At 38.0% G+C, this 13779-nt stretch carries 13 protein-coding genes; 11 read left to right on the forward strand and 2 right to left on the reverse strand.

Annotated elements, in window-relative coordinates; translation table 11 throughout:
- Positions 1-125 precede the first annotated feature (125 nt).
- Positions 126-812, forward strand: a complete 687-nt coding sequence (locus tag JEP36_RS08625; protein ID WP_198630084.1) for a FadR/GntR family transcriptional regulator — start codon at positions 126-128, stop codon at positions 810-812.
- 82 nt (positions 813-894) lie between these two features.
- Entirely contained in the window at positions 895-2289 is a 1395-nt protein-coding gene (mdtD, locus tag JEP36_RS08630) for a multidrug transporter subunit MdtD (protein ID WP_198630085.1), read from the forward strand.
- A 67-nt stretch (positions 2290-2356) separates the two neighbouring features.
- Here mdtD and rbsK read toward each other — a convergent pair whose 3' ends face one another.
- The gene (rbsK, locus tag JEP36_RS08635; protein WP_196533598.1) at positions 2357-3286 is read right to left on the reverse strand and encodes a ribokinase; all 930 of its coding nucleotides are present in this window, start codon (positions 3284-3286) and stop codon (positions 2357-2359) included.
- Positions 3287-3567: 281 nt separating this feature from the next.
- Between rbsK and ravA the strand changes: the two genes are divergently transcribed.
- Both ravA and viaA read left to right on the forward strand, forming a co-directional pair.
- A complete protein-coding gene (ravA, locus tag JEP36_RS08640) occupies positions 3568-5067 on the forward strand; it encodes an ATPase RavA (protein ID WP_198626382.1) in 1500 nt (499 codons plus the stop codon).
- A 7-nt stretch (positions 5068-5074) separates the two neighbouring features.
- Complete coding sequence (viaA, locus tag JEP36_RS08645) at positions 5075-6532, forward strand: ATPase RavA stimulator ViaA (RefSeq protein ID WP_198630086.1); 1458 nt, start codon at positions 5075-5077, stop codon at positions 6530-6532.
- On the opposite strand, the gene asnA is transcribed toward viaA, so the two are convergent.
- Positions 6533-7525, reverse strand: a complete 993-nt coding sequence (gene asnA, locus JEP36_RS08650; protein ID WP_198620266.1) for an aspartate--ammonia ligase — start codon at positions 7523-7525, stop codon at positions 6533-6535. It abuts the gene before it with no gap.
- A 159-nt stretch (positions 7526-7684) separates the two neighbouring features.
- Between asnA and asnC the strand changes: the two genes are divergently transcribed.
- From asnC to atpE, 7 genes are all read left to right on the forward strand, one after another.
- Positions 7685-8146 carry a transcriptional regulator AsnC gene (asnC, locus tag JEP36_RS08655; RefSeq protein WP_023583317.1) on the forward strand — a complete coding sequence of 154 codons (462 nt, stop codon included), beginning with the start codon at positions 7685-7687 and terminating at the stop codon, positions 8144-8146.
- Between the two features lie 100 nt (positions 8147-8246).
- Complete coding sequence (gene mioC, locus JEP36_RS08660; protein WP_109398565.1) at positions 8247-8687, forward strand: FMN-binding protein MioC; 441 nt, start codon at positions 8247-8249, stop codon at positions 8685-8687.
- 377 nt (positions 8688-9064) lie between these two features.
- Positions 9065-10963, forward strand: coding sequence for a tRNA uridine-5-carboxymethylaminomethyl(34) synthesis enzyme MnmG (mnmG, locus tag JEP36_RS08665; protein WP_196533604.1), 1899 nt, complete (start codon positions 9065-9067; stop codon positions 10961-10963).
- Entirely contained in the window at positions 10960-11586 is a 627-nt protein-coding gene (gene rsmG / locus JEP36_RS08670; protein WP_109850225.1) for a 16S rRNA (guanine(527)-N(7))-methyltransferase RsmG, read from the forward strand. Before mnmG ends, rsmG begins: the two co-directional genes overlap by 4 nt.
- 613 nt (positions 11587-12199) lie before the next feature.
- Positions 12200-12577, forward strand: a complete 378-nt coding sequence (atpI, locus tag JEP36_RS08675; protein ID WP_109373322.1) for a F0F1 ATP synthase subunit I — start codon at positions 12200-12202, stop codon at positions 12575-12577.
- A gap of 31 nt (positions 12578-12608) precedes the next feature.
- Positions 12609-13433, forward strand: a complete 825-nt coding sequence (gene atpB / locus JEP36_RS08680) for a F0F1 ATP synthase subunit A (protein WP_072071088.1) — start codon at positions 12609-12611, stop codon at positions 13431-13433.
- 45 nt (positions 13434-13478) lie between these two features.
- The gene (gene atpE / locus JEP36_RS08685) at positions 13479-13718 is read left to right on the forward strand and encodes a F0F1 ATP synthase subunit C (RefSeq protein ID WP_004246596.1); all 240 of its coding nucleotides are present in this window, start codon (positions 13479-13481) and stop codon (positions 13716-13718) included.
- Positions 13719-13779 lie beyond the last annotated feature (61 nt).

Below are 13779 nucleotides of genomic sequence, written 5' to 3' on the forward strand. Positions count from 1 at the left end.
CTTTTTTTTTCAACAAAACAAAGAAAAACGCTCTATTTTTATGCTGATAGAGTAAAATCCGAACAGCTTTATCCAGCTGACTCACGTAAGATAGAAGATAAATTATGGTATAGGTAATCTTTATTATGCAATTTAACGAGCAACGTTCAGCTTCTCAAAAAAATCTTTCTTATATAGTTGCTGAAAAACTAGGTAAACAAATCCTTTCGGGACATTATGAACCTGAGTCTTTACTACCTGGAGAAATAGAACTAGCAGAATTACTCTCCGTCAGCAGAACAGTTATCCGTGAAGCAATCAAAATGCTCGCTGCAAAAGGTATGCTTTTACCTCGGCCAAGAATAGGTACTCGTGTTACTCCAATGCAAAATTGGAATCTATTAGATAATGATCTTCTTAATTGGTGGATAGACAGCGGTGAATTTAATAAGGTCAGCCATTATTTCCATCACGTTCGTTTAGCAATAGAACCTCAGGCATGTTATTTAGCTGCATTTAATGCAACCGAAAGCCAAAAACAGTCTCTTGCTTTATTTGGTAGAGAAATGCAGTTGCTTGATGAGAATTTCGATAGACAACATTGGCTAGATATCGACACTCAATTTCACTATCTCATTTATCAAGCAAGTGGCAATCCATTCTTTGCCTCATTCGGCTCATTATTTCTTTCTGCTTATAAAAAGTATTTCGATCTTATTGTGGGTAATGAAACCGTTCAGCCGGAAACACATAATCAAATTGTTCAGGCAATTATTGATAAGGATGGAAATAAAGCGCGAGATCTCTGTTTAATCTTATTAACGAGTGATTGAATAGTTTTAATACAAATTTTGTAGGTTTTCTGTTTATAATGAAGCGATAATCAAAATATAGAACAAAGACGGTATATGCTTCATGTTGAAATCCGCCAAAAATATGTCTGGGTTGCCTTGGATTGCTGCAATGGCTTTTTTTATGCAGGCTCTCGATGCAACCATTCTTAATACGGCATTACCAGACATAGCAAAAAGCCTTAATCATTCTCCTCTCGCCATGCAATCGGCTGTTATCAGCTATACCTTAACTGTTGCATTATTAATCCCCGTCAGTGGATGGCTAGCTGATAGATTTGGAACGCGTAAAATTTTTATTATTGCGGTTTCTTTATTTTCAGGTGGCTCTTTATTATGTGCACTTTCTCCTAACCTTACTTTTCTTGTTATTTCACGGATTATACAAGGTATAGGTGGCGCAATGATGATGCCGGTTGCACGTCTTACTTTACTAAGAGCTTATCCGCGCAGCGAATTACTCCCCATTCTCAATTTTGTCACAATGCCGGGATTAGTCGGCCCCATAGCAGGGCCTCTTTTAGGTGGGGTATTGGTTACTTATGCCTCTTGGCATTGGATATTTATTATAAATATTCCTATTGGCCTATTAGGTATTTTCTATGCCATAAAACATATGCCTAACTTCACTATGCCAAAACGTAAATTTGATTTACTTGGCTTTATTTTCTTTGGTTTTGGCTTAGTTATGCTTTCTGTCAGCCTTGATCTTTTTGGTGATAAAAATATCTCTCGATATATTCCTATTGCCATTATTTTAGGTGGATTTTCTTTACTAGGGTTATACGTCAATCATGCAAGACGCCACCAGCAACCACTTATCCCTCTCAATATATTTAAAACACGAACTTTCTCTGTCGGTATTGCGGGAAATATTGCAACAAGATTGGGAACTGGCTGTATTCCTTTCTTAATGCCACTTATGTTACAGGTTGGGTTTGGTTATCCTGCTATTATTTCTGGGATGATGATGGCGCCTATGGCATTAGGTTCTATTTTAGCAAAATCATTTGTCACAAAGATCTTAGTGAAATTTAGCTATCGCCGAACACTCTTTACTATCACCATTATCATTGGTTTGATGATCGCTCAGTTTTCACTTCAATCCCCTGATATGTCTATTTACTATCTTGTCATTCCACTCTTTTTATTAGGTGTGGTCATGTCCATACAATTTACATCAATGAATACAATTTCATTGGCCGATTTAACAGACAACAATGCTAGCTCAGGAAATAGTGTTTTGGCTGTCACCCAACAATTGGCAATTAGTTTTGGTATTGCAGTAAGTGCATCTATTTTAGGATATTTTGATACAGAGAATGTGGGCACTACGGTTGATAACTTTCATTATACTTTTATTACTGTTGGTATCATTACATTACTTTCTTCCTTTGTATTTTTACTCCTTGATAAACATGATGGCGATAATCTAACTAATAAAAAGAAAAAAACCTGATAACGTTATTCAAACTAAAAAAGAGAGCCTAGGCTCTCTTTTTCTTTATATAAGATAGAAAAATACATTATAAAGATGAAGCTAAAAAAGTATCTACCTCATGACGCCATGGTACTGATGGTTGAGCGCCTGCTCGAGTAACAGCAATGGCAGCTGCCGCATGAGCAAATTTAATCGCAGGCATCATAGATTGCCCTTCTAATAAAGCAGTAATTAGCGCGCCATTAAATGTATCGCCTGCTGCGATAGTATCAACAGCTTTCACTTTAAATGCAGGGACAATACAACCTTTACTATTTTTCTCACTTACCCAAACTCCGCGGCTTCCTAATGTAATAAGAACCGTTTTAATACCTTTATGATGCAGAACATCCGCTGCTTGCTGAGCACTTTCATCATCTATCACTTTAATTCCAGTCAGATATTCAGTCTCTGTTTCGTTTGGAGTAATAATATCGACAAGTGATAACAGCTCATCAGGTAATGCTTGAGCAGGTGCGGGGTTTAGTATTACTTGCACATTTTCTTGTTTAGCGATTTCAGCCGCTTTCAATACAGAATCAAGTGGTGATTCTAATTGCATTAACAGAGCATCTGCTTCTTTTATAATATTTCCATGGCGCTGAACATAATTTGTATCTAATCGCCCATTAGCACCAGCATGAATACCAATAACATTTTCACCTTGTTGATTAACGAAAATCAGCGCAACACCCGTTGCGACATCATCAATTAACTCAATACTATTGGTATCAATATTATCTGTTATTAATTGAGCTTTAGCTTTTTTACCAATATCGTCATTCCCTAAACAAGCAAGAAACGAAATATCAGCACCACAACGCCCAGCAGCAACCGCCTGATTAGCACCTTTACCGCCAAATACCATTTGAAATTGGTTACCTGAAATGGTTTCACCAGGAAGCGGAAAATGGGCAACATTAAGAATATGATCTGCATTAACACTACCTAAAATCACAAGTTTCTTCGCTTCCATGATTTTTCCTTACTCTCAGTAATAAATTCTAGATGTATTGCATAAATGACATTCAATATTTTAAACCGATCATCTCAGCAACATTAATGAAAAAACGTGATCACCATCGAAACGTTTCGCTAGTAAAACAAAAAAGAACCAAAAATAAGCAGTAGGAAGCTGAATCGATTTTTGTTATAAACAATTTGTGTGCTAATAGAATGTTTGACTATATGTCAGCAATCCTTTTCTGATATTTTCAGGATGATGACGAAAATAAGTACCCATTATTAGGAGTGTTTATGCAACTTGCAGAGCGGATTTCACAACTTAGCCAATATCTTGAAACTGGGCTTTATGAGCGACAGTCAGCTATCCGTCTTTGTCTACTTGCTGCACTGAGTGGTGAGAGTGTTTTCTTACTTGGCCCTCCAGGTATTGCCAAGAGCTTAATAGCCAGAAGAATGAAAGAAGCTTTTAAAGAGGCTAAAGCATTTGAATACCTAATGACGCGTTTTTCAACACCCGAAGAAATTTTTGGTCCTTTATCCATTCAAGCCTTAAAAGATGAAGGTAAATATCAGCGTTTGGTTGAAGGATATTTACCTGATGCTGAAGTTGTCTTTCTTGATGAAATATGGAAAGCAGGACCCGCTATTCTTAATACGTTATTAACCGCGATTAATGAGCGTAAATTTAGAAATGGAGAAGCTGAAGTTGCTATTCCAATGCGTTTGTTAGTATCCGCCTCTAATGAGTTACCTGATTCAGACAGTAGTCTTGAAGCGCTATATGACCGAATGCTTATTCGTATTTGGTTAACAAAAGTTCAGGATAAGAAAAACTTTCGCGCATTACTTATTAATAAAGAAGTAGGCTCTTTTCATATTCCAGAACATATCCAAATTACCGCAGAAGAGTTTTCACGTTGGCAATCAGAATTAGAAAAGGTCACTTTAGATGACCATTTATTTGATTTAATTTATCAACTTCGTGAGTCTTTAGATAAAAGTGATGCTGCACCTTATGTTTCAGATAGACGTTGGAAAAAAGCGGTACGCCTTTTACAAGCCAGTGCCTTTTTTAATGGTCGTAGTGCTATTTCACCATTAGATCTTATTTTATTAAAAGATTGCCTATGGCATGACCAAGCATCATTTGCATTATTAGATAAGTTATTACAAAACCTTTTAACAGAACAAGCCTACCACCAGCTAGAGTTGATTAGAAAAATAGAAAGTTTATGGGCTGAGTGGATGCAATCGACAAGAAGTAAGCAAGATCAACAGGCTTTTCGTTTTGAAAAACAAAGTGGAATGTTTGGACGAAACGCACATTTTAGCCTATCAGATAAAATGCAGGCTGATAAATTCACCCTGTTTTTACACATCCCTCTTCATATCCATAGTATTCAGGTTAACTTTATTACTATTGAACAAAAAGCATTAGAAAACTTTTTGGCAAAAGGGGATGAGTTATTAGCACGTTTAAATGGTATTGGTTTCCCACAATCAATTAATGCACAAATACGCCAAGATGGCGTATTAGAAATTTTGGATGTGAGTCGTCGAACAACATCTCTTTATCAACAAAAAGAGACAGCACCCGCTGTTCCTATTGAAGATAACAAAGAGTGGAAAGATAAGTTAAAAGATCTGACTCAAGAAATTTATGGTGAGCAGGAAAAATTTAATCATCATCAACCAAATTTATTTATTGATAATGATTGGCTTATTTCCATAGAACAAAGTTTTGTTCAGATTAATGACAAATTGTCGCAATTAAAAAGCCAAATAAAGTAATGATATTATGCTGACACTTTCAACATTAGATATGCTTTTAGCCATAAATGAAGGACAGCTTATTGAGGAAGTTATTATTGCTGTACTTGCATCTCCTCAATTAGCGGTATTTTTTGAAAAGCATCCAAGACTCAAAAAAGCCTTATTGAAAGATATCCATCAATGGAAAAAAAGCTTACAGCAAAGAGTAAAAGAGACATTAGTCCCGACAATGATTGCTGATGAGTTTGCACTTTATCAACAAACGCAGTCATTTGGTAATGCGATGTTTAATCAGCAAGTAGAGAAAATACTGGCTGAATTAAACAAGCTAGACTCCTCTTTTACTGACGAAGCATCACAACTGATTAAAACCAATAAGCCTTTTTCACCCGCTCAACAAGCTTTGTTTATTCAACACTGGCGGATAAGTTTAATTTTCCAAGTCACTGCATTACACAAAGCCCTATTTGACCAAGAACAAGAGCAACTCCTTGCTGAGCTTCAGGAACGTTTGGCACTAAGTGGAAGCTTAAGTAATACATTCTCAGAAAATGAGCGTGCAGCAGGGCGTTTATGGGATATGAGTAAAGGTGTTTTAACAAAAACGCCTTTCGATGAGAAAATTATTCAACGTTATAGCGACTTTCTCGATCAACAACCTGAATTACATAAACTCGCAAGTTTGCTAGGTCGTAGCAAAACAGCGAAATCACTTCCTGAAGAGAGTGTGATTTTTGAGCCAGTCACTATTGTTGAGAAAGCACCAGATACAACACCAGAGCAAGTCAATGGTATAGGGCTCAGTGATGATATCTTACGCTTACTCCCTACAGAGCTCGCCTTGTTAGGTATTAATGAAATCGAATATGAGTTTTATCGAAAGCTGGTGGAAAAACAACTCAATACCTATCGATTACAAGGAGATAATTGGCAAGAGCGTACTGTATTGCGTCCAGTAACTCATCATCATGATGAAGAAAGACCAAGAGGACCTTTTATTGTATGTATTGATACATCCGGTTCGATGGGGGGATTTAACGAACAGTGTGCTAAAGCTTTTGGGCTTGCATTGATGAAAATAGCACTAGCTGATAATCGTTCATGTCATGTGATGTTATTTTCAACAGAAACAGTACATTACCAATTGTCATCGTCTAATGGTCTGCAAGATCTTATCAAGTTTTTGAATCAGTCATTTAGAGGGGGTACCGACTTAAGTGCTTGTTTAGATAATGTCGCAGAAAAACTAAATAACCCAGCATGGAAAGATGCTGATGCTGTTGTTATTTCTGACTTTGTCGCCCAAAGGTTACCCGAAAACCTAATCAACAAAATCAAAAAAATCCAACAGCAACAGCACAATCGCTTCCATGCGGTTACCCTATCCAATTACGGTAAACCCAGTATCATGAAAATCTTTGACCATATATGGCGTTTTGATACTGGATTAAAAAGTCGTTTACTTCGACGCTGGCGCCAATAATTACAGCATATCGGCGAAAGCTAAACGGGTATCTTTTTCCCATACACCGCATTGTACTTGTCCAATGTGCTCTTTTTGTAGCAGTAGCATCACTAAACGAGATTGGCCAATACCGCCACCGATAGTTTGTGGCATATCACCATGCATTAATGCTTTGTGCCAATCCAGCTCAAGACGCTTAGTATCGTCTGTTAATGTTAACTGACGCATTAATGTTTCAGGGTCGACACGGATACCCATTGATGACAATTCAAACGCATCTTGTAGAACAGGGTTCCAAACAAGAATGTCACCGTTTAAACCTTCAAATCCATCTTCGTTTGGTGTTGTCCAGTCATCGTAGTCTGGCGCTCTTACATCATGAGCTTCGCCACTTGATAATTTGCCACCAATACCAATTAAGAAAACAGCACCATATTCTTTTGTAATCGCTTTTTCACGACCTTTAGCATCAAGGTCAGGATAACGACGCAGTAACTCTTCAGTGTGGATAAATTGAATTTGATCTGGCAGGAACGGTACCAGACCAAACTCTTCGCTGACGGCTTTTTCAGTTTCTTTTATTGCCTGATAAATTTTACCCACTGTCTGCTTAAGATAAGGAACTGTACGCTCTTTATCTTCCATCACTTTTTCCCAATCCCACTGATCAACATAAACAGAGTGGATCTGAGTTAAGCGATCTTCGTCTGGTCGCAAAGCTTTCATATGAGTATAAAGACCTTGACCAGAACTAAATCCAAAACGAGCTAATGTTTTACGTTTCCATTTAGCTAATGAATGGACAACCTCAAAAGTAGAATCTGGTAAAGATTTGACTTTAACTTGTACTGCCTTCTCATGACCAGATAAGTTATCTTGAGTTCCATCACCAAGGCGACTTAAGATCGGTCCTTGAACTTCAATCAGTCCTAATTCTTTTTCCAGCAGTCGTGAAAAATAAGATTTAACAAAGCTAATTTGCTGTTGAGTCTGGATGAATGATTTTTCCATTTTTATATTCCTAGTGGTGATGTCGTGTTTCGTTGATATAGATTAAGCAACAAAACAGGTACTAAATTCAATATACTTCATTAAAAATAGCCTTGCTTGTTTTAAATCGTTAAAAATAACGCTATAAAAATGTATTATCGTTAAAAACAGAGGGGGTTTATGGACAATATTTATCAGATCGATAATCTCGATCGTGACATACTTCACGCATTAATGGCGAATGCGAGAACACCTTACGCTGAATTAGCCAAAAAATTCGAAGTAAGCCCTGGCACAATTCATGTTCGAGTAGAGAAAATGAAGCAGGCAGGAATTATTACGGGAACGCGAGTTGATATTAGTGAAAAGCAACTCGGTTTTGATGTCTGCTGCTTTATTGGCATTATTCTTAAGAGTGCAAAAGACTATCACACTGCATTAGATAAATTAGATAAGTTAGATGAAGTTGTAGAAGTGTACTATACAACAGGGCAATACAGTATTTTTACGAAGGTTATGTGTAAAAGTATAGAAGCCTTACAAGACGTACTTATCAACAAAATTCAGACAATCGATGAAATTCAATCAACAGAAACTCTGATCTCACTACAAAACCCGATAATAAGGACGATCAAGCCATAAGGGTAAATTCTTATTTTTTTTTATAACCACATTATCCACAGGTAGATCCCAAGTGATTCACAGCGTACAATAGCGCGTCTTAAACATAAGGAGATCATTAATGAAAAAAGTCACTCTTATTAGTGGCAGTACCATGGGTAGTGCTGAATATGTTGCAGAACACCTTGCAGAGATCTTATCTGATGAAGGGTTTGAGACGGATCTGCACCATGGGCCTTCTCTTAATGATCTTCCAAATGAAGGGATCTGGCTGGTGGTCACATCAACGCATGGTGCTGGTGATCTTCCTGACAACCTACAGCCTTTTGCTAATGAAATATCGGCTGACTCCGTTGATCTTAGTAATGTCACCTTTGGTGCGATCGGCATAGGAAGTAGTGAATATGACACTTTCTGCGGTGCGATCAGAACATTGGATCAAAAATTGGTGGAAAAAGGGGCGACTCGCCTTGGCGATCGTCTCGAAATTGATATTCAAAAGTACGACATTCCGGAAGATCCAGCTGAAGAATGGATAGCTTCTTGGAAAAATTTACTTTAAATTGCACAAAAAAACAGCAAACGAATGTGGATAACTCTGCTTAAAAGCAGGGGTTAACCCGTAGTTATCCATTGTATAAGGCTATATCAAGAAATGACCTGTGCATAAGTCGTCATTTTGATCCCAGCTTATCAGCAGATAGATCACGGATCATTCACAGTATATGATCCTTTACACTTTTATGATCTTTAAATAGAAAATCCACTTATCCACAGAGGATCACTTCCTTAATAAAAGATCTAATAAAGAGATCTTTAAATAAAAAGATCTTTAAATAATTACCTGCGGATCTGCTCGCTTGTATCTGTCAAAAAGTTGAGTAGAATTCGTTTTCCCAATGCAACACATTCAGCATTCGTAACATTTAAGGTTCACACATGTTTTATCCAGAACACTTTGACGTCATTGTCATCGGTGGTGGTCACGCCGGTACAGAAGCCGCTATGGCTGCAGCTCGTATGGGGCGTCAAACCCTATTACTGACCCACAATATTGATACTTTGGGCCAAATGTCTTGTAACCCAGCTATTGGTGGGATTGGTAAAGGGCATCTGGTAAAAGAGATCGATGCCATGGGTGGATTAATGGCAACCGCTATTGACCATGCAGGGATCCAATTCAGAACCCTTAACGCAAGTAAGGGACCAGCTGTAAGAGCAACAAGAGCACAAGCTGACCGTGTTCTTTATCGCCAAGCTGTTCGTACTACTCTTGAAAATCAACCTAATTTAATGATCTTCCAACAACCAGTTGAAGATCTCATTGTTGAAAATGACCAAGTAACAGGTGCTGTTACTCGCATGGGCTTAAAATTCCGTGCTAAGTCTGTTGTTCTAACCGTAGGTACTTTCCTTGATGGAAAAATCCATATTGGTTTAGAAAATTACAGTGGGGGTCGTGCAGGTGATCCACCATCAGTTTCGTTATCACACAGACTACGCGAACTACCTTTACGTGTAGGTCGTTTAAAAACAGGCACACCACCTCGTATTGATGCTAGAACTATTGATTTTAGCCAATTAGCCGTTCAGTTGGGTGATACTCCAATGCCTGTTTTCTCGTTTTTAGGTAATGTGGATCAGCATCCTGAACAAATGCCTTGCCATATCACATACACAAACGAAAAAACGCACGATGTTATTCGTAATAACCTCGATCGTAGCCCAATGTACGCTGGTGTCATCGAAGGAATAGGTCCTCGTTATTGCCCATCTATTGAAGATAAGGTGATGAGATTTGCTGATCGTAATTCACATCAGATCTTTTTAGAGCCTGAAGGTTTAACAAGTAACGAAATTTACCCAAATGGTATTTCAACAAGCTTACCTTTTGATGTTCAAATGCAAATCGTAAATTCCATGAAAGGTATGGAAAACGCGAAGATCATTAGACCTGGTTATGCAATTGAATATGACTTCTTCGATCCTAGAGATCTAAAACAAACTCTAGAAAGCAAATTTATCAATGGGTTATTCTTTGCTGGGCAAATTAACGGTACAACCGGTTATGAAGAAGCGGCGGCTCAAGGTATGCTTGCTGGGCTTAATGCGGCACGTTACGCCTTCGATCAAGAAGGTTGGTTCCCACGTCGTGATCAAGCATACATTGGTGTATTAGTTGACGATCTTTGCACACTAGGCACAAAAGAACCGTACCGTATGTTTACCTCTCGTGCAGAATATCGCTTGATGTTACGTGAAGATAATGCAGATTTACGTCTGACGGAAATTGGACGTGAATTAGGCATGGTTGATGATAACCGTTGGGCACAATTTAGCGAAAAAGTTGAGTTAGTTGAAAAAGAGCGCCAACGTTTAAGAGATATCTGGGTTCATCCTAAAGCAGATAATATTTCTGAAATTAACGAGTTACTTAATACACCACTATCTAAAGAAGCTAATGGTGAAGATTTATTACGTCGCCCTGAAATGACGTATGACATTTTGAAAAAAATCCCTCGTTTTGCACCAGGTATTGATGATTCAAAACCACAAGCTGCTGAACAAGTTGAGATCCAAGTTAAGTACGAAGGTTATATTAGTCGCCAGCAAGAAGAGATCGAAAAACAACTGCGCAATGAAAATGCAGCGCTACCGATAGATCTGGACTATAAGCAAGTTAGCGGATTATCTAACGAAGTTATTGCGAAACTTAACGATCACAAACCCACATCGATCGGACAAGCATCGCGGATCTCAGGTGTTACACCTGCGGCTATTTCCATTTTATTAGTTTGGTTGAAAAAACAAGGCCTATTACGCAGGAGCGCATCATGAGTGACTTACTTAATCGGCTAAAAAAGCTGGCTAAGCAAGCCAATATTGAGCTTACAGATATTCAAGCTGAAAAACTCACTGGCTATGTTGCTATGCTTGATAAATGGAATAAAGCATACAACCTCACATCAGTGAGAGATCCACAACAAATGCTTATCCGTCATATTTTGGATAGCATTGTTGTTAGTCAATATCTTGAAGGTGAAAGATTTATTGATGTGGGTACAGGGCCTGGTTTACCGGGTATCCCTTTAGCGATAATGCGTCCCGATCACCACTTTGTATTATTGGATAGCTTAGGCAAGCGGGTTCGCTTTATGAAACAAGTTCAGCACGAGCTAGGACTTAATAATATCGAGCCAGTTCAATACCGTGTTGAAGAGTACCAAACAGAGAAGCCTTTTGATGGTGTTATCAGCCGAGCATTTGCCTCTATGAACGATATGCTCTCTTGGTGCTCTCATTTAGTGACTGAAGAACACGGTCGTTTCTATGCACTGAAAGGACAAATTCATCAAGAAGAGTTGGATGAACTTGCTGATAATGGATTAAAAATGCCTGAAAAAGTGATTAGCTTATCCATACCTGAATTGAATGAACAAAGACATTTGGTGATTATTTAATCAAATATTTAGTGTTTCACTGATCCTTTTTTCATTTTTTGTGCTCTGGCGATAACATTTACAATGTTATCGCCATTTGCTTTAGGGGGAATTATACGAAGTATTAAAATTCACTTTAATAGAACAACAATTTAACAATATATTATCTTTTGCTTTAATTCCCTTTGTTGCCTGCGTTTTTCTCTTTTTATTTCCAAAATAAATTAATAATTCTGTGCATTATAAAAATATTGAATTTATTTAATTAAAAATCGATTAATTATTTTTCAATTGCCACTAAATTGTTCATAAAAGGGAAGTTATTTGTTAACTCTGTTATATATTTTATGAAATAAGCTTTATTTATACTTTTATATTTGTGATGTATATCACGCTATTTATTTTATTCAGCTCTATTATTTTTACTCTTTTTGTTCTTAATCATTTTTCATAAATGGAACCTTGGTAAGAAATTTAAATTAATCTTCACTTTTTCGCTACTTATTGATTGAATTCATTGCCACGCCCCGTATAATTTGCTCGTTTTTGTCACTTGACACTTTATAGCAAAGACAGTTTGATACATCATTCAGTAATACCTTTTACGATAGCTAGTCTGGAGAATACAAACGTCATGTCTGTCTCCCTCTACAGCGGGAAAGTTGCACTGAAACTGTTATTTTTGCAGTTTATGACTTTTGTTATTCTCAGTGCGGGTTTCTACTTAAAGAGTACAGACTGGAGTTTTTCGGCTTTTTTAGGCGGGTTGGCATGTTGGTTACCCAATATTGCTTTTCTTTTGTTAATGCGCTTACAAAAAGTCAACGAAGAAGAAGCTCCAGTTCGCATAAACTGGCTTTTTGCTTTCAGTGAAGGGTTGAAGGTTATATTATCAATAGCCTTGCTGATTGTTGCTTTAGGAGTGTTTAAAGCGGCATTTGCACCACTGGTCATGACCTACTTAGCGGTGCTTGTTATGCAGGTCGTTGCACCAGCCGTCATTAACGGTTAGCGTTTTTAACAACAAAAGGGTAATTGGCATCATGTCTGCATCAGGAGAAGCATTAACCACTAGAGACTACATAGGTCACCACCTGAATAACCTTCAGTTGGACCTGCGTACTTTCGAGTTGGTCAATCCCCATGCTGAAAATGCGCCATCATTCTGGGTGTTAAATATTGACTCACTTTTCTTTTCAGTACTGATGGGAGCACTATTCCTATGGCTGTTTAGAAAAGTAGCAGTAAGAGCAACCAGTGGCGTACCGGGAAAATTCCAGACTGCAGTAGAAATGATCATTGGTTTCGTTGATAGCAGCGTCCGTGATATGTATCACGGAAAGAGCAAGGTCATTGCACCTTTGGCATTGACTGTGTTCGTTTGGGTGCTGTTAATGAATGCCCTGGATTTATTACCAATCGACTTCATCCCTTATATCGGTGAACACATCTTAGGGTTACCTGCGTTACGCATCGTTCCGACTGCGGACGTGAGTATTACTCTATCGATGGCAATTGGTGTATTTATCCTGATCCTTTTCTATAGCATTAAGATGAAAGGCATAAAAGGGTTTACAAAAGAGCTGACTTTACAGCCTTTTAATCACCCAATTTTTATTCCTGTCAACTTAATCTTAGAAGGGGTAAGCCTGCTATCAAAACCTGTTTCCCTCGGTCTTCGACTGTTTGGTAACATGTATGCAGGTGAACTGATCTTTATTCTTATTGCTGGTCTGTTACCGTGGTGGTCACAGTGGTTATTAAGCCTTCCTTGGGCGATATTCCACATACTGATTATTACGTTACAAGCATTTATTTTCATGGTTCTAACGATTGTCTATCTGTCGATGGCATCTGAAGAACATTAATTATTAACTCTTTGAAGAAATAACTGAAACAAACTGGAGACTGTCATGGAAAACCTGAGTATGGATCTGCTGTACATGGCTGCCGCTATTATGATGGGTTTAGCTGCAATCGGTGCTGCAATCGGTATCGGAATCCTCGGAGGCAAATTTTTAGAAGGTGCTGCTCGTCAGCCTGATCTGATCCCTCTTCTGCGTACACAGTTCTTTATCGTTATGGGTCTGGTTGACGCCATCCCAATGATTGCTGTGGGTCTGGGCCTTTACGTGATGTTTGCTGTTGCCTAATGATGGCAATGAGCAGTAAAAGCATCAAGTTAGTTAATAACCAAGAAAGAGGTATTGTGCT

It is taken from the genome of Proteus sp. PR00208 (genome assembly GCF_016238545.1).
GTDB lineage: Bacteria > Pseudomonadota > Gammaproteobacteria > Enterobacterales > Enterobacteriaceae > Proteus.

What these genes read in the sequence shown, in the direction of transcription:
- asnC (WP_023583317.1), top strand. Translation starts at nt 7,685, where the DNA reads ATGGACAATATTTATCAGATCGATAATCTCGATCGTGACATACTTCAC.
- atpE (WP_004246596.1), top strand. Translation starts at nt 13,479, where the DNA reads ATGGAAAACCTGAGTATGGATCTGCTGTACATGGCTGCCGCTATTATG.
- mioC (WP_109398565.1), top strand. Translation starts at nt 8,247, where the DNA reads ATGAAAAAAGTCACTCTTATTAGTGGCAGTACCATGGGTAGTGCTGAA.
- asnA (WP_198620266.1), bottom strand. Translation starts at nt 7,525, where the DNA reads ATGGAAAAATCATTCATCCAGACTCAACAGCAAATTAGCTTTGTTAAA.
- rbsK (WP_196533598.1), bottom strand. Translation starts at nt 3,286, where the DNA reads ATGGAAGCGAAGAAACTTGTGATTTTAGGTAGTGTTAATGCAGATCAT.
- atpB (WP_072071088.1), top strand. Translation starts at nt 12,609, where the DNA reads ATGTCTGCATCAGGAGAAGCATTAACCACTAGAGACTACATAGGTCAC.
- mnmG (WP_196533604.1), top strand. Translation starts at nt 9,065, where the DNA reads ATGTTTTATCCAGAACACTTTGACGTCATTGTCATCGGTGGTGGTCAC.
- ravA (WP_198626382.1), top strand. Translation starts at nt 3,568, where the DNA reads ATGCAACTTGCAGAGCGGATTTCACAACTTAGCCAATATCTTGAAACT.
- JEP36_RS08625 (WP_198630084.1), top strand. Translation starts at nt 126, where the DNA reads ATGCAATTTAACGAGCAACGTTCAGCTTCTCAAAAAAATCTTTCTTAT.
- viaA (WP_198630086.1), top strand. Translation starts at nt 5,075, where the DNA reads ATGCTGACACTTTCAACATTAGATATGCTTTTAGCCATAAATGAAGGA.
- rsmG (WP_109850225.1), top strand. Translation starts at nt 10,960, where the DNA reads ATGAGTGACTTACTTAATCGGCTAAAAAAGCTGGCTAAGCAAGCCAAT.
- mdtD (WP_198630085.1), top strand. Translation starts at nt 895, where the DNA reads ATGTTGAAATCCGCCAAAAATATGTCTGGGTTGCCTTGGATTGCTGCA.
- atpI (WP_109373322.1), top strand. Translation starts at nt 12,200, where the DNA reads ATGTCTGTCTCCCTCTACAGCGGGAAAGTTGCACTGAAACTGTTATTT.